The organism is Microbulbifer sp. ABF4_148, assembly GCF_056158985.1.
Window position 1 is genome coordinate 153813 of sequence record NZ_JBSWUI010000001.1, and the last position, 23528, is coordinate 177340.

12 protein-coding genes are annotated in these 23528 nt (G+C 57.0%); 7 read left to right on the top strand and 5 right to left on the bottom strand.

The window, feature by feature from the left end; all coding sequences use genetic code 11:
* Positions 1–44 precede the first annotated feature (44 nt).
* Both eno and ACXAD0_RS00650 read right to left on the bottom strand, forming a co-directional pair.
* Entirely contained in the window at positions 45–1331 is a 1287-nt protein-coding gene (gene eno, locus ACXAD0_RS00645) for a phosphopyruvate hydratase (protein ID WP_475086412.1), read from the bottom strand.
* Positions 1321–2337, bottom strand: coding sequence for a phosphotransferase family protein (locus ACXAD0_RS00650; protein WP_475086413.1), 1017 nt, complete (start codon positions 2335–2337; stop codon positions 1321–1323). Before ACXAD0_RS00650 ends, eno begins: the two co-directional genes overlap by 11 nt.
* A 352-nt stretch (positions 2338–2689) precedes the next feature.
* Between ACXAD0_RS00650 and ACXAD0_RS00655 the strand changes: the two genes are divergently transcribed.
* Together ACXAD0_RS00655 and ACXAD0_RS00660 are read left to right on the top strand one after the other, a co-directional pair.
* The gene (locus tag ACXAD0_RS00655) at positions 2690–5131 is read left to right on the top strand and encodes an agarase (protein WP_475086414.1); all 2442 of its coding nucleotides are present in this window, start codon (positions 2690–2692) and stop codon (positions 5129–5131) included.
* A 415-nt stretch (positions 5132–5546) separates the two neighbouring features.
* Positions 5547–9620, top strand: a complete 4074-nt coding sequence (locus tag ACXAD0_RS00660) for a carbohydrate-binding protein (RefSeq protein WP_475086415.1) — start codon at positions 5547–5549, stop codon at positions 9618–9620.
* Between the two features lie 88 nt (positions 9621–9708).
* Here ACXAD0_RS00660 and ACXAD0_RS00665 read toward each other — a convergent pair whose 3' ends face one another.
* The 3 genes from ACXAD0_RS00665 to ACXAD0_RS00675 all read right to left on the bottom strand — a co-directional run bounded on the left by ACXAD0_RS00665 (position 9709) and on the right by ACXAD0_RS00675 (position 15553).
* Positions 9709–10275 (bottom strand): redoxin family protein, encoded by a 567-nt coding sequence (locus ACXAD0_RS00665; RefSeq protein WP_475090274.1) that lies wholly within the window; start codon positions 10273–10275, stop codon positions 9709–9711.
* 177 nt (positions 10276–10452) lie between these two features.
* Positions 10453–11958, bottom strand: a complete 1506-nt coding sequence (locus ACXAD0_RS00670) for a tryptophan halogenase family protein (RefSeq protein WP_475086416.1) — start codon at positions 11956–11958, stop codon at positions 10453–10455.
* 67 nt (positions 11959–12025) lie between these two features.
* Positions 12026–15553, bottom strand: coding sequence for a TonB-dependent receptor (locus ACXAD0_RS00675; RefSeq protein WP_475086417.1), 3528 nt, complete (start codon positions 15551–15553; stop codon positions 12026–12028).
* A 442-nt stretch (positions 15554–15995) separates the two neighbouring features.
* On the opposite strand from ACXAD0_RS00675, the gene ACXAD0_RS00680 reads away from it, so the two are divergent.
* From ACXAD0_RS00680 to xylA, 5 genes are all read left to right on the top strand, one after another.
* Positions 15996–16952 (top strand): sugar kinase, encoded by a 957-nt coding sequence (locus tag ACXAD0_RS00680; protein ID WP_475086418.1) that lies wholly within the window; start codon positions 15996–15998, stop codon positions 16950–16952.
* A 25-nt stretch (positions 16953–16977) separates the two neighbouring features.
* The gene (locus ACXAD0_RS00685) at positions 16978–19335 is read left to right on the top strand and encodes an alkaline phosphatase D family protein (RefSeq protein WP_475086419.1); all 2358 of its coding nucleotides are present in this window, start codon (positions 16978–16980) and stop codon (positions 19333–19335) included.
* A 197-nt stretch (positions 19336–19532) separates the two neighbouring features.
* A complete protein-coding gene (gene tal, locus ACXAD0_RS00690) occupies positions 19533–20501 on the top strand; it encodes a transaldolase (protein WP_475086420.1) in 969 nt (322 codons plus the stop codon).
* Complete coding sequence (gene xylB, locus ACXAD0_RS00695) at positions 20498–21988, top strand: xylulokinase (protein ID WP_475086421.1); 1491 nt, start codon at positions 20498–20500, stop codon at positions 21986–21988. Before tal ends, xylB begins: the two co-directional genes overlap by 4 nt.
* Positions 21989–21990: 2 nt before the next feature.
* Positions 21991–23331, top strand: coding sequence for a xylose isomerase (xylA, locus tag ACXAD0_RS00700; RefSeq protein ID WP_475086422.1), 1341 nt, complete (start codon positions 21991–21993; stop codon positions 23329–23331).
* Positions 23332–23528 lie beyond the last annotated feature (197 nt).

Consider the following 23528-nt stretch of genomic DNA (forward strand, 5'->3'; position numbering starts at 1 on the left):
TGGCCAAGAGGCCACAGTGGTTTTTTGATCGGCGCAGCACGGTTTTATTTGGAAAAAATGCGTTGGTACAACGCCCCGCCGACAAATTGTGCACGCGCTCCGAGGCTTCGCTGGATACGCAACACCTCATTCCACTTGACCATTCGCTCACTGCGCGCAAAAGAACCAACTTTTAACTGCCCCGCATTGGTCGCTACCGCGAGATGCGCAATGAAGGCATCTTCGGTTTCTCCCGAGCGGGCGGACACCACCGGCAACCAACCTGCATTCTGGGTGAGTTCGATGGCCGCGAGGGTTTCCGACACCGTGCCGATCTGATTGAGCTTGATCAGCACCGAGTTCGCCAGTCCATTCTCGATGCCCTGTTCAATACGCCGGATATTGGTCGTAAACAGATCATCACCGATGATCTGTACCCGATGGCCCACCGCCCCCATAAACCGTTTCCAGCTGTCAAAATCGGTATCTGCAAATGGGTCTTCAATGGAGATAATCGGATATTTCTCACACCATTCGATCATCAAGTCGCAGAATGACTCTCGACTGAAGCTGCGATTGTCTTTTTTCAAGTGATACTGACAACCGTCATACAGATCACTGGCTGCGATATCCAGCGAGATAGCGACATCGACGCCGGGCTCGTAACCGGCCCGACGGAATGCCTCCAGCATGATTTCGAAGGGCTCTTCATTGGAGTTGAAGTCGGGCCACCAACCGCCTTCATCTGCGATGCCAACACTACTGCCTCGCTCCCGCATCACCTGGCCGGCTGCATGATAGATGTTGAAGGTCATCTCCAGAGTTTCTTCATAACTCTTTGCACCGACCGCGATTACCAGGAAGTCCTGAATATCGATGGCCCAATCGGCGTGGGCACCGCCACCGAGAATCTGGATCTCATTGAGCGGCAATAACGTGCCCTGCCCTTGGCCCAGATATTCGAACAGCGGTAAGCCAGCCGCATTGGCCGCCGCATTGGCGCAGGCCATCGACACCCCCAGTGTCGCGTTGGCACCGAGCCGGGACTTGTTGTCGGTGCCGTCGAGCTCGATCATGCGACGGTCAATAGACTGCTGATCGTCAATGGGAAGGCCTCGCAGAGCCGGGCAAATTTTCTGGCGGACATTCTCTGCGGCCTGGTAAACCGACTTTCCTGCAAAGCGCCGCCCATCACCATCGCGTAACTCCAGTGCCTCGAATTGACCGGTAGATGCACCAGAGGGCACAAGCCCGTAGCCGCGCGTGCCATTATCGAGGGCAACCTCGACTTCCAGCGTGGGAAAACCACGTGAGTCATAGATCTGGTAGGCATCAATGGACTTAATGTGCATGGGCTGCAGGCTCCTTGGCGGATATCAAAACTTCGTGCCAGTCGCGCAGGAAGTCGTCTAATGAAGAGGGGGTAACGGGAATTCGTTGGTAGGCGAAACGCCGTACACACTGCTGCTCTCGCTCACCGAGGTATTCCACCGGCGACTTGCCGTCGACGCGCGCGAGCATCAGCATCGGCAACAGGTCTACCAGACGCGACGCGAAGCCAGGATCAACCACGATACCCGCGTACTCGGTATACGCACACCAAGCGATACGCGCCAATTGCAATAACCGGGCAGCATCTGGTGGGCAGCGTAAGGCTTTAAGAAGAAAGTGATTGAGGAAAAATGCGATATCAAATACCGGGTCACCGTACCAGGCGACCTCGCAATCCAGAATGACAAATCGATCGGGACTTACCAGCAGATTCTTGGGACTGAAATCTCCGTGGACCAGGCAGCGTGCCTCAGCCGCAATGCGCTCGGATTCACGATAGAAATAGTCTCGCAGCTCAGGATGTCGATCACCCGTACTGAGTAAGTAGGGAGAAAGTCTCAGCGCCTGAAAGTCGTCCAGTGTTGCGAATTCCGCACGGACAAACGCGTCATTATGGGAATGGCGATGGATGCGTCCGAGATACTCTCCAGCCCTCCTCGCCTGTTCCCCTTCGTAAACGCCATTCAACAAACGGCTTTTCCAGTTTTGCAGGTCACCATCGAGCATTTCCATGCAAAAGAAACAGCGCTCTGCATCGCTATGGAGAATTTGAGGTACAGCGCCAGGCAGGAAACCACCAACATAGCGAATATATTTCTGCTCGGTGACATTGCGGCGCACATCGGCAAACCAGTCTTCCCGGACCTTGAGCTTATCCAGCGCCCGCTTTACAACAAATCGCGTATCGGGTGTTTCCAGCAGGAAGATTTCACAAGACACGCCACCACTGAGGGGCGTAATTTGGACGTTGGTGGAGTTCAACAGCCCCAGCTCAACAATATGCTCTACCAATTCATTCTGGTTCACGGGCGGCCTCGCACCGGACGGCACCAGAGGGGCACCGCATTCTCGTTATGGTTATCACCAGGGTGATGCGACCCGTGCCCGGCCCCACAGCCCTGGTCGTCACAGACGCCCACGGGGTAGCCAATGCCAACGAGAGACCTCGCCCCAACGCAGGCCGATATGGCCCTGCCAATATTGTTGACAATCTACAATATTCGGTCGCAGGAGTAAACACATCGGGGTATTCCCATCCGGGACACCGCAAACGACAACCCTTATTGTCAACAATTAACTATTTACGATAATCGACCGCTTGGCTAGGATGGGGCGGAAACCAATAACAAATCTCCCCCAATAAGAAGAATCCAGCACCATGAAGAACCCCCGCCGCCTGTTACTCCTTGTCGCACTGCCACTGACATTAGCCCTGACCGCCTGCGGGGGCGGAGGCGGAGGCGGGGGCGGCGGAAATCCGCCCCCGGACGACGGCGGTACGGTACAAGCAGACACGACGCCTGACAGCTTCTCTTTTTCAGGGGTGAGCGACGCTGACCGCTCCACCATCTATGAGTCCAACTCCATCACCGTCACTGGCATCAATGCGGCCGCCGCCATCAGCATTAGTGGTGGCGAGTATGCGATTAATGGCAACAGCTTCCGCAGCGATACCGGTGAAGTCGTCGCAGGTGACCAGGTCATTGTCAGAGTCACCAGCACAGACACCTATGAATCCACCGCCAGAGCCACGCTCTCAATTGGTGGCGTCAGCGCCGACTTCACCGTAACCACTGGCTCCGCGCCAGTCGCGCTGGCGAGGGTTAAAGTCGATGTGGATCTGAACATGCGTCATACCGTTGGCGGCGTGGACCAATTTGACCGGCGCAAAGTAATTAATCTGCATGCCTCCAATACCGAAGCAGACTGGTTTGGCGGCAACAGCCAGAGCCTGAACGCTGCTAACGAAGATCCCGACCTGATGAGTAATTTTCTCGACGGCTATGACGTGTACCTAGGGCGCGATACCGGTGCCATGAAATGGCAATTGAGCCTGCTCGATGAACACCCCTCAAAACCTGGCTACGCCGACGATGGCCAGTCCTATGCAGACCCCAATACAGCGGCGGCCTCCAACGCGATCAAAAATGGCGGCGGCATGCGCTGGGTATACGCCACCGCGACCGATAGCAACACGACACTTAGCCGCACGCATCAGCATCGTGCAACTGACATGGTGGTCGGCGGACAACAGCACCCATACTGGCCCGATGGCAAGGACGTCGGTCAGGGCTGGAGCTTTTCACAAACCGACACCATGGAAGAGCCACTGGGCACCGCCGTAGGCCACTTCATGGCGACCTATCTCTATGAGTACTTTAATCGGGGGCCCGACGACGAGTTTGGGCAGCCCAAGCCCGTTTTCCTGGAAGTCATGAATGAGCCGCTGTATGAGCTGGTGGACTACGCGGCAACCCCCACAACGCCACAAGCTATTTTTGAGTTCCACAATACGGTCGCCGCTGAGGTCAAAAACTATGTCGATGTCTGGGGTACGAATGCTCATGAAAATGTACTGGTAGGCGGGTATACCGTCGCCTTCCCGGATTATGAAAAATCCGGCTTTGCAAACTGGGAGCAACGCGACAAGCTGTTTCTGGATATCGCCGGGGAAAATATGGATTTCGTCTCCATCCACCTCTACGACTTCCCTGATTTCAATGGTACCCGGCAGTTGCGGCGTGGAAGCAATGTCGAAGCCACATTCGATATGCTCGAACAGTACAGTGCGATGCGATTTGGCCAGCCGAAACCCTTCCTGGTATCCGAGGTTGGCGCCACGGTGCATTCCATGATGAACGACCCGTGGTCGGCCGAGCGCGACAGCTACAAACTGCGTGCATTAAACGGATTGACCATGAGTTTTCTCGAGCGCCCGGATCAAATTCTCAAGGTTATCCCCTTCATCACCATCAAAGCCGAATGGGGGCGCGAAGACGGCACCCCTTATACCAACCGCTTGATGCGCCAGAAAAAAGAAGCGAACGGGGAGAGCGGCGAAAAATGGGTTTACACAGAACTGGTAAAATACTTCCAGCTCTGGTCTGGCGTGGACGGTACCCGGGTCGATAGCTGGTCTGAAGATCTGGATGTTCAGGTCAACGCGTACGTGAAGCAAACCGGCGCTGCCATTGTACTGAACAGCCTGGAATTCACTGACACCGAAATCGATCTCAGCCTGCTCGGCGATGCCGGCAACAACGTGTCGGATGTCATACTGAAAGAACTTTATTTCGACGACAGCGGCAAACCGGTCCTGACAGAGCGCAGCCTGAATGAAGTACCCGCCACCCTGACACTCAAGGCGGAAGCCACCAGCGTTCTTCAGATCACGTATACCGATGCGCTGGATCCGGCGGCCACCAATAGCGAGACCAAGTACTACGCCGACACCTATAAGCAGGCCATCGAGGCGGACACCCCCATCAACTTCGCGATCAATGACGTAATCGCTGGTAGTACCGGTGAGGCGACTCTGCGCCTGGGCCTTGGTCGCCAACACGGCAAGTCCCTGACCCCGACGGTTTCCATCAACGGGGAGCGCGTGAGTGTACCGGCGGATTATCGGGGCTACGATCAATTTGACGGCGGGCGCGGCCGCAACGAATTTTACGGTGTCATCGAGGTGCCAGTGCCGCTGTCCCTGTTGCAGGCAGACAACCACATCGAGCTGACCTTCCCTGACACCGGCGGCTTCGTAGCAACCGCTACCCTGCAAGTATTCAACACTGACCAGCCTCTCAATCGCGGCGCACGCTAAGCACCACACACCACTGCCGACCTCGGCCGGCAGTGGTGGCGCCCGCCGGCACCTATCCGCGCCCCGCCTGAAGAACACGTCCCGACCGCTCAGATCTGGCCTGCAAGTACCGGCAACACGGCGACCACCATCCCGCTGTCCGCTGTGAAAGTGTGCGCTGACGCACAAATCGCCGCTGATTTTGGCCGCTTTGCTACGCATGGCGGGAAAGTCAATTGTCGATTGTTAACAGTTAACATATAAATATCGCAGCTGGCCCGGGCGCCTCACACCAGTATGTCTCTGTACGACCCGGGCTGGCGATCAGCGATCTGCCCTGCGACCCCCATGCCCACGCAGGCGCGAGGTGCAAACGGCAGAAGAAAAATAAAAACGACACCAGAGGTATCGTGTCTCCAATATTCCCGGAGAGAAAATGAAACGTCACCTTTCCCGGCGTACCCTGACCAGGAGTACGCTTGCTGCTGCTATTTCGTTGCAGGCTGCCGGTCTCGCGATGAGCTCTACAGCACACGCAGCCGATTACCGTCTCGAGGCCGAAGGCTTCTCCAGCGTCGGCGGCACCTATCCCGACGGACAGCCGCAACGCATCAGCGTTTATTCCGTGAATAGCGCTACCGCCATCAACTTCGTCAACCGTGACGACTATGCCGTATATCCCCTGACGGTCTCCCAGGCCGGGGATTACCGCATCAATTACCTGATCGGCACCAGCATGTCTTCGGGTGCCGAAATTGACTTCCAGATCGACGCCGGTAACGGCTGGACATCCCTGGCAAAAACCAGCGTGCCCGTCGGCCATTGGGACAACTTCCAACCCCTCGATGGCGGACTGGTGAGCTTACCGGCCGGCACCTACAACGTGAGGGTGTTTGGATCCGGCAGCAACGACTGGCAGTGGAATCTGGATGCACTGGAACTGACGCTCGCGACACCCACACCCACACCGACCCCAACTCCAACTCCAACTCCAACGCCGAGCGTGATTTCCACGGAAGCGGAAAATTTTGATGCGGTGGGAGGCACTTATCCCGATGGCCAGCCGCAGCGCATCAGCGTGTACAACGTCAACGGCGCAACCGTGATCAATTACGTCAACAGAGGTGACTACGCGGATTACACCGTGACGGTGCCTGAAGGTGGCGACTATGCCCTGACGCTGTATGCCGGAACTGCCGTCACCGGCGCCCGCATCGATTTCCAGCTGAATAGCGGCGGCAACTGGCAGACCCTGAGCCAGACAGATGTGCCCAATATTGGCTGGGACAACTTCCAGCCCCAGGACGGCGGCACTGTATCCCTGCCGGCAGGCACCCACACGATCCGCCTTTACGGCGGTGGAACCCATGACTGGCAGTGGAATCTGGATCGCTTTACGCTGACCAAAGTCTCTACGCCGACTCCGACACCTACACCGACTCCGACACCGACTCCGACACCTACACCGACTCCGACACCGACTCCGACACCGACTCCGACGCCAACACCGACACCGACACCGACACCGACACCGACACCGACACCGACACCGACGCCGACGCCGACGCCGACACCAACACCAACGCCGACACCGACACCAACACCGACGCCTTCCACGGGAAGCTTCACGTTGCAGGCCGAGGACTATGATGCGGTCGGTGGCGAAGTGGATGTCTACACGGTCGGCTCCATTACCGGGGTCAACTACTTTAACGCGGGCGACTACCTCGAGTATTACCTGACGTTGGATGAATCCGGTCTGTACCAGGTGAGTTATACCGTCGGTACCGGCAACACCTCCGGTGTCGCCGTCGGTTTGATGGCGACAGACCATAACGGCGACCTGGTGATCAAGAGCACGACACCGGTTACCAGTCAGGGCGACTGGGACGCGTTCTACACCCAGCCCGCCAGCAGTGATATCAACCTGTTCGCGGGTGACCTGACCCTGCGCATTTACGGCGCCGGTAGTGAAGATTTTCAGTTCAACTCGGACTACTTCACCTTTAACCGCATTGGCGATGCCGACCTGAATCTGGATGGCGATGGCGATGGCATTGCCGACGTCAATGATATCTGTGCATCGACACCCGCTGGCGAAGTTGCCAACAGTGAAGGCTGCGCACCCTCACAGCTCGATACCGATAACGACGGCATCACCGATGACCTGGATCAGTGTCCCACAAGCGCCGCTGATGCGTTTGTCGATGCGGTCGGCTGTGCCAGCAGCGGCGGTGACGACGACGACTTCGATGGTATCGCCAATAGCGCAGACCAGTGCGTGACGCCCTTCGGCCAGAATGTTGGGGCGAGCGGCTGCAGCGTGTCTTCTGACAGCGATCGCGACGGCGTAGAAGACGGTCTCGACCAGTGTGCCAGCACACCGGCTGGGGAATTTGCCAACGAAACTGGCTGCTCCGCCTCACAGGTTGGTAATAGCCACTCTGCCACCGTAACCGTCAATGCCAACATCAGCCACAGTGTGAATGGCGTATCCGACTTCGGCAGGAACCGCCATATCACAATGCACTCGGCCATTTACGAGAACGACTGGAAAGGCCATGCCGACAAACTCAACTACGTGCTGAATACCCTGGATGTCACCATGGGCCGTGACAATGGCACGGCGACCTGGAAGTTCAATGACACCAAGGAAGATCCCAACCGTCCGAACTGGCCGGACATGGATTACATGGTGAGCCGCGGACAGGAATTGCGTGAGAGCTACGAAGCCAATGCATTCTTCAAGCGCTTTGACCCGACCAAAACCGAGTTGATTGCCGGCACCAATCCGCACCCGACGTATCCGACGCTGAGCTGGAATGCCGATGGCCTGACCTGGCACAACTGGCAACCGAAGGACATTGAGACGTCCGCAGCCTGGGCCGGCCAGTACCTGCTGCACTACTATGCCAACGCCAGTAATGGCTATGTCGGCGACCCGATGCCCAAGTACTGGGAAGTGATCAATGAACCGGATATGAAAATGAAAACCGGTGCGTTTATGGTCACCAATCAGGAAGATATCTGGGAATACCACAATCTGGTTGCGCAGGAGATTCGCAACAAACTGGGAAATGACGCACCACTGATTGGGGGCATGACCTGGGGCCAGCATGACTTCTTCCGTCGCGATGGTATCTCCCGTTACGCCGATGATGCCTATGACCAGTGGATCACGCACGAAGATCCAGCCGTCGAAGCCGAAGCGGAAGCCTTCTACCAGAACGCCATGAGCACGACAGTAGACGATACCCGTGCACAGGACTGGTACCAGTGGGATGTGATGTGGAAGGGCTTCATGGATACCGCCGGCCACAACATGGACTTCTACGCAGTACACGTCTACGACTGGCCCGGGCTCGATAACGGCGAAACAGCTGTCATCCGTCGCGGCGGCCACCTGCATGCAATGCTCGACATGATGGAGTGGTACGACCAGGATCGCTTCGGTACGGGCAACATCAAGCCCGTCGTGTTGTCCGAGTATGGCACGGTGAATGGTGGCTGGGACTTCCGTACTCACGAAGAACGCTTCGATGTGGAAAACCTGAAATCGTTTAACGGCATGATCATGCAGATCCTCGATCGGCCGGCGCATGTCGTGAAGTCCATGCCGTTCACCCCGGCCAAACCCATCTGGGGCTATCAGCCCGGTGGTTGCGCCTATGAGGAAGTTCCAAATTGTACCTACCGCTATCACTACGCCATGATGATCGAATCACAACTCAACAGTGGCGACTGGCAGTGGTCGCCGATCATCAAGTTCTTCGAACTGTGGGCGGATATTGACGGGACACGCGTCGACGCGGTTTCCAGTGATGCGGACATTCAGGTTCAGTCCTACGTGGACGGTAACGACCTGTTTGTGGTCATCAACAATCTGGAAAGTACCGCGACCACCGTAAACCTGAATGTTGCGGGCCTGCCTGCGCAGGTGCAGAACGTGGAAATGCGTAACATGCACTTCCCGGGCAACACCCAGGTCTTGCTGGATCGCCACCATATGGCGCAACTGCCCAGCAACGTGACCGTCGATGGTGACGCAACCGTGGTACTGCGTTACACCATGGGAAGCAATATCGCCGTCAACGAGGCGATGGCCGAGATCAAGTACTTTGGTGACAGTGTCAGCGGTGGCAGCGAGCCACACCGTATCGATGTGGCCGGTGGGGCCAAGACCCTGCAGGTCAATGGCGTGGATGTACCAAGTGGTTACGCGGAAGCCATGCTACACCTGACCGTGGCCCTCTACCCGGATGAGGACGACAAGGTCGGCCACCTTTCCATTGACTCCCTGACCGTCAATGGCACCGCGGTCGCCGTGCCGCTCGATTGGCGCGGCCCCAGGGCCAACCGCAACGAGAAGTACTTCAACCGTCTGGAGATTCCAGTACCAGTCTCGGTGCTACAAGCCAACAACACCATCGCAGTGGATTTCCACCACAATGGTGAGCTGGCCGTCGCCAACCTGGTAGTGAAGCAATACACCACGACGCCGACCCGCTAAACGCGGTCAAAACAAAAGCCGCCGCAGGGAAACCCGCAGCGGCTTTTTTCTGCTTGAGTTTTGTACCTGAATTCCGGTGCGTATCCCGTCAACCCTCGAAGTCGCGAACTGGCTTTGACACCCCGTGTGGGCTTTCCCCTTTCAGGTAGGCCAGCATGGTATCCGCATCAGACACTTCGAACGGGTCGGTTGGGCAGTTATCACCAAAGTCCGGTTCGACGAATATTTTCTCGATCTTGCCGTCATTCACCAGCATGGAATAGCGCCACGAACGCATACCGAAGCCGAGATTGGACTTATCCACCAGCATGCCCATCTTGCGGGTAAATTCACCATTGCCGTCGGGCAACAGGAATACATGATTGGCGCCGACCTGCTTGCCCCACTGAAACATCACAAAGGCGTCATTCACGGAGACACAAACAATCTGATCGACACCCTGTGCCTGAAACTCGTCATGCAGTGCTTCGTAGCGGGGTAAGTGGTTGGAAGAACAGGTCGGCGTGAACGCACCGGGCAGGGAAAACACGACCACCTTCTTGCCGGCGAATATATCGGCGGTACTGGTATCTTCCCAGCGATAGGGGTTCGGCCCCTCGACGGATTCGTCCCGCACGCGGGTTTTGAAAATCACGCTGGGGACACGGTCATTCAATGGCATAGGGATCCCTCCGGGCCTTCTCTTTGGGTAGTGCGTTATGACAGCCCACGCTGCCAACCAGAGCAACTACACGACACATCAGCATGCAGCGCTACGGGGGTATAGCACGAAGAGGGAGGGAACGCTCTTCCTTAAGCGCTCCGCCATCGACAGTCTCAGGGAGGCTGATGGTCAGTCGGAGGAAAATCCTGCCAACACATCGCGATGCTTCGGGTGATTGAGTGCGCATCGATTGAAAAAGTCCCGGATATTCTCCGGATCGATACCCGCGCGCTCCTCACTGGTCGGCTCTTCCGCGGCAGGGCCCGGAGGATAGACCCCCATCCCTGCCAGAATATAGTGCCAGGAGTGAACGCTGTATGCCCCATCGATCTTCAGATGCCTGAGCAGGCCCGGTAAATCACCATTGTCGAACCAGCAATTGAATACCCGCTTCAGGTTATTGCTCACTGCGCCGGGAGACTCCCGGTTATCCACCCAATATTGGCTGTCGGTTCGACTGTTCGTCAGGAAATGCACCGCGATATAGTCGCGTACGTCATCGTAGCTCTTGTTCACTACCTGATTGAATTTCTCGACGAACTCGGGGCCAAGATTGCCGTCTTTAAAGGCATAAATAAAACGCGTCAAGGTTTGCTGGGTGAGAGCCAGGGAGGTCGCCTCGAGCGGCTCGATAAACCCCTGCGACAGCCCCACCGCAACGCAATTTTTTACCCAGTGTGCCTGGCGGCGCCCAACAGTCATCGACAAGTGTCGTGCTTCAACGGGGCTATCTGCGCCGGCATGTCGACGTAATTCTTCCTCGGCCTCTGCAGCAGAGCAATAGCGACTGCTGTAGACATAACCATAGCCAACCCGGCTCTGCAGCGGGATTCGCCATGCCCAGCCATTGCTCAGCGCGCTCGACACTGTCTCACAAGAGGGGTCCTCTTCCGGTGGCATTGCCAGAGTCACCGCGCTGTCATTCCAGAGAGTCTCTGCGTAACTTTCGAATGGTGTACCCAGGGCGCCACCAATCAGGAGTGCAGCAAATCCGGAACAATCCACAAACCAGTCGGCGCCATAGCGCTGACCATCTTCATCGATCACTTCTGCAATATCTCCATCGTCACCCAGGGAGACATCCGTAATCAACGCATCGACATGGGAGACACCGCGCTGCAGGGCCTTGCCCTTCAGGAATCCCGCGAGCAACCCGGCATTGAAGTGATAGCCATACTGCACTTCGAATGGAAAATGGTAGGGCGTGGTAGGAGCCAGCTTCTTTTCCGCCAGATAGTGATTGTAGGCAAACAGATTCGGGTGGGCATGCACCGCTTTGCCCGCGCGACGCAGATGGGAGTTGTGTATCAGTGCCTTGGCGTGATCGCGGTCGAAGTGGCTGTAAAAAGGATGAAAATAGCTTTCGTACCCTTCTTTCTCTGACCACTGGTCAAACGTAATACCGGTTTTGTAGGTCGCTTCGCAGGCTGGCATCCATTCATTTTCAGGGATATCAACCTCGTCAAAAAACGTCTTTAACGACGGTGTTGATCCCTCACCGACCCCGATGATACCGCGCTTGGAAGATTCAATGAGCTGTAGTTCCCATTGATCGCCAACCGCTTTTTGCAGCATTAACGCGGCCATCCAACCGGCTGTGCCACCACCTACAATAATTAATTTCTTTTTTTTCATAAGCAAAAAAGCCGCGCCTGAAATCAGGCGCGGCCACAAACATCACTAACTCATTGTGAGAGGACGATCAGAAGCGCGCCTGAATACCGAAGCGGTAGAACCTACCGGTTTTGTATTCCTGTGCGGTACGCCCGGTATAACCCCCATCCAGCGGATTGCCTTCGTCGAAGGGCACCAGATTACCTTCACTATCCGGCAGCATGATAAAGCGGCTAGTGTAGTAATGGCGAACACCTTCATCAGTCAAGTTAACCGCATTAAATGTCAGGTTAACATTGTCGGTCAGCGCATATGTCGCTGACAGGTCGAGGGTATTACGCCCTTCCTGCCAGAGAGACCCGTTGTCCCATACGCGCTGTGCCAACTGATCGGAAGTACCCTGATAAGCCAGGCGCAGCTGGTGACCGTTCCGCTCCCAGAAGAGCGTCGCGTTGTAGCTGTGCTCAGGTGTATAGGCCACCGGCAACTCCGGCAGGACGACGTTTGCGTCCAGCGAAGAAACTTCCTGATCGTAAGAGCTGTCCTGGTAGGTGTAGTTAAACATGGTACCAAGGCCTGAGAAAATACCTGGCAACATGTCATAAGTCTGGGTGTACTGCAGTTCCAGACCCTTGATTTCCGCACCCTTACCATTAGTGATCTGGGTAGTTTGGAACTTCGCACACAGATCCGTCAGGCTATCAGAGTGCAACCAATCTTCATCGTAGTCGGCAACACCTTCTACACGGCGAGGCATACAGCCTTCGAGATTGTCCGCAGTCTTCACCAGGTCGGCCGTATCGTAAGGGCCTTCACTCTCATCGAGGCCGAGCCCACGCAGATCGTCCATATAGGTAACGATCGTCTGCGACTCTTCGAAGTTGGTCATGTCCTTGTAGAACAGGCCAGCGGCAACCATGGAGTTCTCAGCGAAGTACCACTCGAAAGACAGATCCAGATTTTTCGACTCCAGGGGGTCCAACTTGGTGTTGAACAGCGTGATGGCATTGCCCGTACCATTCTCGTCAGTCCAGACCGTCTCCTGCACACGGAATCCCGGGCGGAGGGAATCGATCTGCGGACGGGACATGGTCTTCGACATTGCCAGACGCGCAACCATTTCGTCGTTCAGCGCATAGTTCAGGTTCAGGCTGGGCAGCAGCACATCGTATTCATGCTCACCGGTTACCGCGAATGAACGCTTGCTGCGATCTTCAACGATCGGGTTGCCGTTTTCGTCCCGCGCACCGTAGATGTAGTTCGACTCGGTGGACACATCGGAATGACGCCACAACATGAACTCGTTCATGTTGCCACGAACCGCAAACGCGTCGTAACAGGCACCCTGGTCGGCGATCGGCGTGTCATCGGAACGGTCCGCAGTACCCTGGGTGTCCCAGCCAAGACCATCGACACGGGACCAGCGTAGCTCTTCCTGATTCTGCGAATCACCGTCGATGGTATTCTCATCGATGTCCGGTGTGGACGGATCATCGAGCACAATCGGCGTTCCGTAATCAATCACCGGGTTACAGGCCGGGTTGGAAGCATCACGCAATTCCTGCAGCTTGAGCACATCCATCACACGACCAAGGTTGCCGGTACTGCTGTAGAAATTGACACCGGAGTAACCGGTGGTATCGACCGTGGTCTTGACGTAACGCAAGCCAACATCACCGGTGAGTGTTTCATCCAGGAAAGCGAAATCACCCTTGAAGTAAACCGCCTGGTTACCCAGATCGGCTGAACGGGTTTCCGTATCATCCGGGATGAATTCTGCGGCCGGGTTGGCCAGTGCAGTTTCAAAGGCAGCGCGGGCGGAAACAGTCTGCCAACCGTCAGTAATGTTATTGCGGTCGTAACCCAGAGAATCCATGAAATCACTGGCGTTCAGCGCACCACCAGGAACGAAGGTACCGTCAATATCGGTAATACCTTCTACGATGGTGTAGGCCTGGCCGGTGGCAGGATCAGTAACGATGACACCTTCGCCGATGGAGTTAAAGGTCCCGGTCTGGTGATCAACGTACTTTTCCCGGCTGGAAAACTTGGCACCGAATTCGAGCTGGTTGATCCCGGCGAAATCTACATCCCAATCCACATCAAAGTAGGCTGCTTTCTGGGTATCCTCGACTTCACGAACCGTACGCGCCAGATAGGAAACATGCTGTGCTGCGAGGTCATCCGGGTTAAAGCCCGTGGTACTGCTGTTGTCCCACAACGCATTGGGGTCAGGGTGCAGGACCGTGCCGTAATCGACAAAACCTTCACCGGCAACGAGATTACATTTGCCGGAGGTACAGTCGTAGCCAACGGGCTCAGCCTCTCCGGGGGGAGCGAAGCGCGTCAGCCAGGCGTTGACCCGACGGTAGTTCTGCATGTTCACATACAGGGCGCTGTCCGGAATCTCTTCCGCACTCGAGTAATTCAAACCACCATTCACAACGATCGCGTCGCCAATCTGGTGTTCAACATCCAGCGAGAAAATCTTGTTTTCGTTGGTGAAGATATTTTCCTGCTGGCTCAGGTCACCGAGAGAGCTTCGGTTGAGGTACTTGGTAAATGTGCGGGTCTCGGTATTGTAGGTGTGCCAGTCTTCCTGGGGATCGGTCCAGGCGGCCGGGCCGGTCCACAGATAGTCCTCGCCCTCAACCATGTTGGAATAGGTCCAGTAGTCCCCCGCGCGCGTCTTGACCTCATGCATGGAATTGGCAATGTCTTGCTTGTTCCAGGCGACATTCGCGTTCACTTCCGTGGTATCGGTGGCAAGCCACTGTACACCGACGTTCACACCCTGGCGATCGCGATCGTTGCGGTGCAGCTGCATCTTGGTGTCGTAGGGCACGATGCCTGTCACGTCATTGACGATATTCCCGTTCTGGTCGGTGGCACGCTGGGAAGTTCGTGCGATCCAGTTCTCCTGTGAAAACTGATCCTTACGTACTGAATTGGTCTCATCCGTGGCAGTGACAATGACACCCACCGTGTCGTTTAGGAATTTGCCAACGTAAGTCTGGGAGACCTTATGATTCTGGTCATCCGCCAGATCGTTGTAGCGTCCCTGCGCAGAGAGGTTGAAACCCTCTGTGACTTCCAGAGGCCGGGCAGTAACCAGATTGATGCTGGCACCCAATGAACCTTCGTCATGGTCCGCACTCGGGGTTTTCACAACTTCAATCTTGGACAGGATATCGGCGGAGTATGCAGAAAGGTCGACCGCCTGACTGTTATCGGTGGAGCCGAGCTGCACACCATTCAGGGTAATGTTGTTCTGCTGTGCGTTGGCACCGCGAACAGTAATGGTCGTACCCTCGCCATCCTGGGTCTGCGCAGAAACACCGGTTACACGAGACAGCGCTTCCGCAATATTCTGGTCGGTGGTTTTACCGATATCTTCCGCGTTAATGGTGTCCTTGATGTTGGTACCAAAACGCTTGTCGTCGATTGACTTCTCAATCGCACGACGAATACCCGTTACTTCGATTTCTTCAAGCGCGCTTTGCTCCGAAAGCTTCTCTTCGGCCGCAGAATCCTGGGCATACAGTTGGCCACTGCATACAGAAAGTATTGCTGCGGAAAGAGCCGTTAGTCGGAAACGCTGATGTGCGGTGGACATGATGTATCTCTCCATCGGATCGCATTTTTATTATTTGCTTCGGCTAGTCACCCAGAACTGCAGTGCGCCGCCCCATCGACAAACATGGCAAGCCGGTTTGTTGGTTATTGGCGGCTCGCTCTATCGACAAGGGAATCATCGTCCGCACCCCGAACATTGTCAACGGTAGATTGTTAACAATTTAAAAGCATGTTCTACTTTCCGCTCAACGAGGCGCCTGAGATGACAGCGAAATTTTGTTCCAAGAAATTTCTAACCTTTTGTTTTTATTTGCTTTTTTATTTCGCCACAGCACTTTTGCAGTGCTTTGTTGACAATTTACAAGCAACCGGAGAGTGAGTAAAGGTAAACCCCCGTATTCCGCCGCTTTCCGCGCAAAACACCGATCCCGACGCTGCCGATAACAGGGTAAACGAAGCATGAAATTGCAGGAATGTCTTAAATGTCACATCTAGTAGTTTTTGGTGAAAGCATGGTCGAGTTCAGTCAGGAGCAACCGGGCCTGTATCGACAGTCGTTCGCCGGTGACGTGCATAGCCTGGCGGTCTACTTCAAGCGAGCCGCCGGTGCCAATCAAAACGTCAGCCTGCTCAGTGCCGTCGGCCAGGATGCGGCCAGCGAGGGCTTGCTCGGAGCGCTGGCATCCGAAAACATCGACAGAGCACTAACCCTGCGCCACCCGACGCGACAGCTGGGACTGTATCTGGTGAACACCGATCACCGCGGCGAGCGCAGCTTCTCATACTGGCGCGGCGAGTCGGCGGCCCGCGAAACATTCACCCTGTTATTTACTGACGACAACGGTATCCGGCTGCGCAACGCCATACTCGAGCAACCGCCGGAGAGGTTTATGTTCAGCGGAATCTCGCTCGCCATCCTCGATGCTGCTGGCCGAGCCTACTTCTGGGAATTTGTGGATCGACTGCGCGAAACCGGCACAACGGTGATCTTTGATCCCAATTACCGTCCGCGCTTGTGGGCGAGCCCGGAAGAAACCCGTCGCGAATATGCCCGTGCCTTCCGCAGCTGCAACATCGTCCTGCCCGGCATCGAAGACCTGGAAGCGCTATATGGCGTGAAAGGCTTTGAAGCAGCACGGGATTTCCTTGCACCTTTTGACATTGACGAGATGGTGATCAAGGACGGGCCCAACGGGGTCTTTTATTGCGCAGGCGAGGCTCACTTCCTCCACGCCATTGAGCCAGTCGCCAATGTCGTCGACACCACGGCTGCCGGGGATTCCTTTAATGGCACCTATCTGGCAGCGCGAGCAAGCGGTGCCAGTCCACACGATGCTATCCAGCATGCCGCACAGGTCGCCGCACTGGTGATTCAACATCGCGGGGCACTGGTGGACCACGACATTTACCAGGACCTCGCGGTGGCAGCGGCAAGCTAACGGCAGGATTGGGAGCCAATTACTTATGCGCAGACGTCATTTCCTCAAACTCGGATCAGCCCTTGTCGGCAGCGGGCTTCTTCCCAGTGCCGCAGCGGTCGCCGCTTCCCGGCGACACGCAATCACTTCCGTCACAGCGGTTGAGAGCGCCGCGGCACAGTGTCGCCACCACTGGCTTGGCCCGGCCTTTTGGGGCAACCGGTTGCAAGACTGGCAGTGGAATCACAACCGGCTGGAGTGCCTGCGCGGTGATAAAGACTTTGAAGTGCGCACGGTTTCGCTCATTACACGGGCGCTCAACCAGCAACACCAGGCCGGTAGAGTACGCGCCCGCGTCGGCCAGATGGAAGTCGGCAAACCGGGCTTCTGCGGTTTCCTGCTCGGCGTCGGCGCCGGCGCACTCGACTATCGCGGCAGCGCACTGGCGCAGCGTGCCGGTGGCACCGCCGGAGGCCTGTTGGCAACCCTCGATCATCGGGGACACCTGAGTTTTCGCGATTTTTCGAATCCAGAAAAACCCGTCGCATTCGAAACATTCTCTCGCAGCCAGACAGCGTCCAACACAAACCCCATCGGTAAGCACGAGTGGGTTCTCGACTGCCATATTGACCCGGTCAGTGGTGGTCGCTTCGATATTCGCCTGGTTGCCAGCGACGCAGTTACTGGGGAGGAAACCGGATTTGCCGTGGTGACCGGCATTGCAGCGGAGCATCTCACCGGGGGCATCTCACTCGTCTCGTCTCCCCCGCCAGGGCAATCCGGCGGACGCTGGTGGTTCGCTGATATTGCCACTGGTGGCGCTAAAGTTGATGAAGACACCCAAAGGGGGCTCGGCCCGGTCATGGGCTGCATGCACAGCGTCAACGGCGATGTGTGCAAACTCAGCGCCCAGCTGATGCCGGTGGCAAGCGACTATGCCAGCGAAGCCTGGCTGCAACATCGGGTACGCGGCAGCAAAGCCTGGCAAGCAGGGGGCCGCGCCAATATTGAACAGGGCTATATCGCGGCCTTCCGCATCGAAAACTGGCAGGCGCAGCACGATCATGACTACCGGATTATTTTGCCCGGCCACGGCGAGGTGTTTCGCGGCAGTGTACAAAAGGATCCCGGTACAACGCGCGAGCTGCGCATAGCGCTGTACTCCTGTATGACCCCTACGGCAAAAAGCCTCGACGACCTGCACTATCGCGCGGCCATCCCTGAAGAAGTGATGCCCGGGCGATATACCCGAGACAATATCCTGTTTCCCCATCAGGAAATGGTCGGACACTGTGACAGCCTGCAACCGGACCTCTACGTCTTTTGCGGTGACCAGTATTACGAGACCTTCCCCACCCGCTATGGGCGCGACACGCCCGATGCCGAATTAGATACCCTTTACCGCTGGTACCTGTGGTACTGGACTTTCCGCGAGTCGTTGCGGCACCGTCCGGCTATCGTGCTGGCTGACGACCACGACATCTTGCAGGGTAACCTCTGGGGCAATGGTGGCGATGGCTCCCGTGGCCCCCGCGAGGAAGACGGCGGCTACAAATGGGACAAGGGCCTGGTGCGGATGATTCACCGGATCCAGAATGCGCATACCCCCGACCCGTATGATCCCACCCCCATTCAGCACGATATCCCCGTTGCCTACGCGCACTTCCGCTACGGCGGCGTGAGCTTCGCGATGGTGGAGGACCGCAAGTTCAAGTCGCCTCCGGATTATGCAGCCAATCCGCTGGAAACCCGCGGCGAACTGCTCGGGCAACGGCAGGAAGATTTCCTCGCGCACTGGGCGAAGATCGACCGCGGCATGCCGAAAATCTGCCTCACCGCCTCCATTTGGGGCTCCCCGCAAACCGATGAACAGTTGGCACCGCTACTGGATTACGATGCCAACGGCTACCCGCCGGACGGTCGTGATCGGGCTGTGCAACTGGTCACTGACGCCGGGGCGCTGGTGCTCGCCGGCGACCAGCACCTGGGTATGGTCGCCAGGCAGACTCTCGATGATTTTGAACAGGGTGCGCTGTTTTTTGCCGGCCCCGCCGCTGCCTCTTTCTGGCAGCGCTGGTTTGAGGGCGGAGGCAAACTGGAAAACCCCGTGGGCGACGACCCCAACACCGGCAACTTTATCGATAGCTTTGGCAACCGCATGCGGGTGCTCGCCGTCGCCAACCCCGCGATCAGCCACGCAGAATTCAGTGACGACAACACCACCTGGGGCAAGTTTGTCACCGACCGCCGCCTCAAGAGCGAAGGCTACGGGCTGGTTCGGGTCAATCATGCTCTGGGCCAGTACCAGCTCGAATGCTGGCCCTGGGACGCCAATCCCCAGCAGGACGCACAATTTCGCGGCTGGCCCCAGACGCACCCATTCCCCCTTCCCTCGCCAGACTGAGCCGTAACGCCCGGCCGCAGCCCCGCTGCCCTGCCGGGGCTGCGTGCCCCCAACGCAGCATCTCTCCTCACACTGCCAACGCGCCGCCCATCCCGGGCACCGTCGCGAAATTTGTGCTGGCACTCGGCGAGCAACTGCGGCACACTAGCCGAAACTGTAAACGTTTACATTTTGTAACCGCAATAGATAACAATGCCATGGATAAGCTCACTCAATTAAGTCGTATCACCAAGGTCGTCGCCGATACCGGTGATATGGCGGCTATCGCCCAGTTCAAGCCGGAAGAAGCCACTACCAATCCGTCCCTGTTACTGAAGGCTGCACAGCAAGAGGTTTATGCGTCGCAGATCGCTGATGCGGTGCAATGGGCGCAACAGCAAGATGTGGATTCCGCCACCCAGTTGAGCCTGTGTTGCGATCGCCTCGCAGCCAGTATCGGCACCGAGATTCTCAAATTGATCCCCGGCAGGGTCTCCACCGAGGTGGACGCCCGCCTGTCTTACAACACGCGGGAGACCATCGAGCGGGCACACCGACTGCTGGAATTCTATGAAGAGCAAGGCATAGCGCGGGAGCGCATCCTGATCAAGGTCGCTGCCACCTGGGAAGGCATTCGCGCAGCAGAAGTTCTCGAGCGCGAAGGCATCGGCTGCAACCTCACCCTGCTGTTTGGTATGGCGCAGGCCCAGGCCTGTGCCGATGCCGGCGTCACCCTGATTTCCCCGTTTGTGGGTCGCATCCTCGACTGGCACCTGCACACCGGCGACGGTCCTTTCACTGCGGAAGAAGATCCCGGCGTGCGGTCGGTTCGTGAGATTTACGCCTATTACAAGCGACACGGCTACTCCACCACTGTGATGGGTGCGAGCTTCCGCAACCAGGGCCAGATCGAAGCCCTGGCTGGCTGCGACAGCCTCACGATCAGTCCGGACCTGCTGGCCCAGCTTAAGGCCGACGAGGGCACACTGGAACGCAAGCTCAATCCCGCCACGTCGTCGAGCGATAATGCCCCTGCCATCTGCGAGGCGGATTTCCGCATTGCCCTCAACCAGAGCGCCATGGCCTATGAGAAGCTGGGAGAGGGCATTCGTCGCTTCGTCCAGGATCAACAGAAACTGGAATCTCAGCTCAACACTCGCAGTGCGCAGCCGGCGGAGGCCGTATGAGTGTTTTTCTAGGAATCGATGCCGGCACCCAGAGCCTGAAGGTCATTGCCTACGACACCGAACACAAGGAAATCCTGTTCAGCGAGTCTGCCACACTGCAGTTGATTAGCCGCAATGACGGCACCCGTGAACAGGAGGCCAGCTGGTGGATCGACGCCCTGCGCGACTGCATGACGGCGCTGCCCGCTGAACTCCGAGCGCGGGTGTGTGGCATCGGCGTTTCCGGACAGCAGCACGGCCTGGTCCCCCTCGATGGTGACGGCGAAGTGCTGGCACCCGTCAAGCTCTGGTGTGATACCGCTACCCTGAACGAGTGCGACGAAATCACCACTCGTTTTGGTGGTGAGGCGCGCGCAGTGGATATGCTGGGCAACCCAATTATGGCCGGCTATACCGCCCCCAAGATCACGTGGCTGAAAAACCATAACCCGCAGGCCTACGACCAGCTCGCACATATTCTGCTGCCCCACGACTACCTGAACTACTACCTGACCGGTGAAATCTTTACCGAGTATGGTGATGCGTCCGGCACCGGCTATCTCGACATCACCCGCCGTGAATACAGCCAGGAAATGCTGCGCGCACTCGACCCGGAGCGCGATCTATCCCAGCTGTTGCCGCGACTATTGTCGGCCGATGAGAGCATTCCGCTGAGCAAGGCCGCACAGGAGGAGTTCGGTCTGCCGGACGGCGTGATTGTCGCTACCGGCGGCGGTGACAATATGATGGCCGCCTGGGGTACCGGCTCCGTTTGTGAGGGGCGCCTGACCCTGAGTCTGGGCACCTCCGGAACCCTGTTCGCCCACAGTGACAAGCCGGCAATCGACCCGGAGGGCGAGCTCGCTGCTTTCTGTTCGTCAACTGGTGGCTGGCTGCCGCTGTTGTGCACCATGAACTGCACCGTTGCCACAGAAACCATCCGACAGCTCCTCGATAAAAGTCTCGACGAATGCGAACAGCTACTGGCAAACAGCCAGCCCGGTGCCGACGGCGTACTCACCCTGCCCTTTTTCAATGGGGAGCGGACCCCGAACCTTCCGGAGGCCACCGCCGCCGTGTTCGGACTGACACCCGGTAACACCACGTCCGCCAACCTGTATCGTTCCGCGATGGAGGGCGCGACTTTCACGCTGCGTCGCGGTCTGGAAGCCTTCGCTCGCGCCGGGCAATCATTTACCCGTATTCGTCTCACCGGTGGCGGCTCCCGCAGCCCACACTGGCGGCAAATGATTGCCGATATTTTCAATCTACCGGTCGAGGTATTGCAGCAACAGGAGGGTGCCGCACTCGGCGCTGCCCTGCAGGCAGCCTGGGTTTCCGAACCACGTAATGATACCCAGCTGGCAGACTGGCTCGACCAGCATCTGGTCGTCGACAACACCAATAGCTGTACTCCGAATCCGGATTCCGCAGAAAGATACCAACCGCATTACCAGGCATTCGGCGAGCTTCTCGCCCGACTGTCTCCCGTTTACGCAGGAGAATAATGATGAGCAGACAAGTAATTACCGGGGCAAAGGAATACTTCCCCGAAATCAGCGCAATCCAGTACGAAGGACGCGAGTCCGACAATCCGCTGGCATTCAAGTTTTATGACCCGAAAAAAGTCATCGGCGGCAAGACCATGGAAGAGCACCTGCGCTTCGCCGTCTGTTACTGGCATACCTTCTGTGGCGCGGGCGCTGACCCATTCGGTCCGGGCACCCAGGTATTTTCCTGGGACGATGCCGCTGATCCGATGACCGCCGCCAAGCAGCGTATCGATGCGGCGTTTGAATTTTTCACCAAGCTGGGCGTGCCTTACTACTGCTTCCATGACCGCGATATGGCACCGGAAGGTGACACCGTGGCGGAAAGCGAGCGTAACCTGCAGACCCTGGTGGAAATGGCCGCAGAGCGGCAGAAAGCCAGCGGTATGAAACTGCTGTGGGGCACCGCCAATGTATTCAGTAACCCGCGCTATATGAATGGCGCAGCCACCAATCCGAACTTCCAGGTGGTTGCCCACGCTGGCGCCCAGGTGAAGGCCGCACTCGATGCGACCGTGGCACTGGGTGGTGAAAACTATGTGTTCTGGGGTGGCCGCGAAGGCTATATCTCCCTGTTCAACAGCAGCACCAAGAAAGAGCTGGAAAACATGGGTCGCTTCCTCACCATGGCCCGTGACTATGGTCGCACCATTGGCTTCAAGGGAGATTTCCTGATTGAGCCGAAACCCATGGAACCCACCAAGCACCAGTACGATTTCGACGCCCAGACCGTGATCGGTTTCCTGCGCCAACATGGCCTGGAAAATGACTTCAAGCTCAACATCGAAGCCAACCATGCCACGCTTGCCGGCCACACCTTCGCACACGAACTGCAAATGTGTGCCGACGCTAATATGCTCGGCAGTATCGATGCCAACCGCGGTGACTATCAGAACGGCTGGGACACGGATCAGTTCCCCACCGATCTGTATGACACAGTGACCGCGATGCTGGTCGTCCTCGAAGATGGCGGCTTCAAGAATGGCGGCCTCAATTTCGATGCCAAGGTACGTCGCGAATCCGTCGATATGGAAGATATTTTTATCGGTCATATCGGCGGCATGGACGCGTTCGCGCGCGGACTGGAAGTGGCCCATCGCCTGCTGAATGACTCGCCCTACCTGAAGTGGCGCGAGGCCCGCTACGAAAGCTTCGCCAGCGGAGATGGTGCCGCATTCCGCGAGGGCAAGCTCGGACTCGCCGATCTGGCAAAGCTTGCCGGTGAATACGGTGAGCCGCGTTCAATCAGTGGCAAACAAGAGCTGTTCGAGAACCTGGTTAACCAGTATCTCTGCTCATAAGCTTTGCAACAGAAGAAACGAGAAGGGAAGCCAGTTGGCTTCCCTTTTTATATCCTGCGAAAACTCAGACTAATCTCAAAACAAGATCTGTAAATAATGTGTCACTGCAATCCAGTATCGCGATGGTCAAAATTGCATGGACACACTTGTGGAGAAATTGACAAGATAGAGCGACAGGTGACGCAGCATCAGAAAAG

Excerpts from the sequence above, each read along its gene's own strand:
- tal (WP_475086420.1), top strand. The coding sequence starts at position 19,533 with ATGGATAAGCTCACTCAATTAAGTCGTATCACCAAGGTCGTCGCCGAT.
- ACXAD0_RS00660 (WP_475086415.1), top strand. The coding sequence starts at position 5,547 with ATGAAACGTCACCTTTCCCGGCGTACCCTGACCAGGAGTACGCTTGCT.
- ACXAD0_RS00680 (WP_475086418.1), top strand. The coding sequence starts at position 15,996 with ATGTCACATCTAGTAGTTTTTGGTGAAAGCATGGTCGAGTTCAGTCAG.
- xylB (WP_475086421.1), top strand. The coding sequence starts at position 20,498 with ATGAGTGTTTTTCTAGGAATCGATGCCGGCACCCAGAGCCTGAAGGTC.
- eno (WP_475086412.1), bottom strand. The coding sequence starts at position 1,331 with ATGCACATTAAGTCCATTGATGCCTACCAGATCTATGACTCACGTGGT.
- ACXAD0_RS00685 (WP_475086419.1), top strand. The coding sequence starts at position 16,978 with ATGCGCAGACGTCATTTCCTCAAACTCGGATCAGCCCTTGTCGGCAGC.
- ACXAD0_RS00655 (WP_475086414.1), top strand. The coding sequence starts at position 2,690 with ATGAAGAACCCCCGCCGCCTGTTACTCCTTGTCGCACTGCCACTGACA.
- ACXAD0_RS00675 (WP_475086417.1), bottom strand. The coding sequence starts at position 15,553 with ATGTCCACCGCACATCAGCGTTTCCGACTAACGGCTCTTTCCGCAGCA.
- xylA (WP_475086422.1), top strand. The coding sequence starts at position 21,991 with ATGAGCAGACAAGTAATTACCGGGGCAAAGGAATACTTCCCCGAAATC.
- ACXAD0_RS00670 (WP_475086416.1), bottom strand. The coding sequence starts at position 11,958 with ATGAAAAAAAAGAAATTAATTATTGTAGGTGGTGGCACAGCCGGTTGG.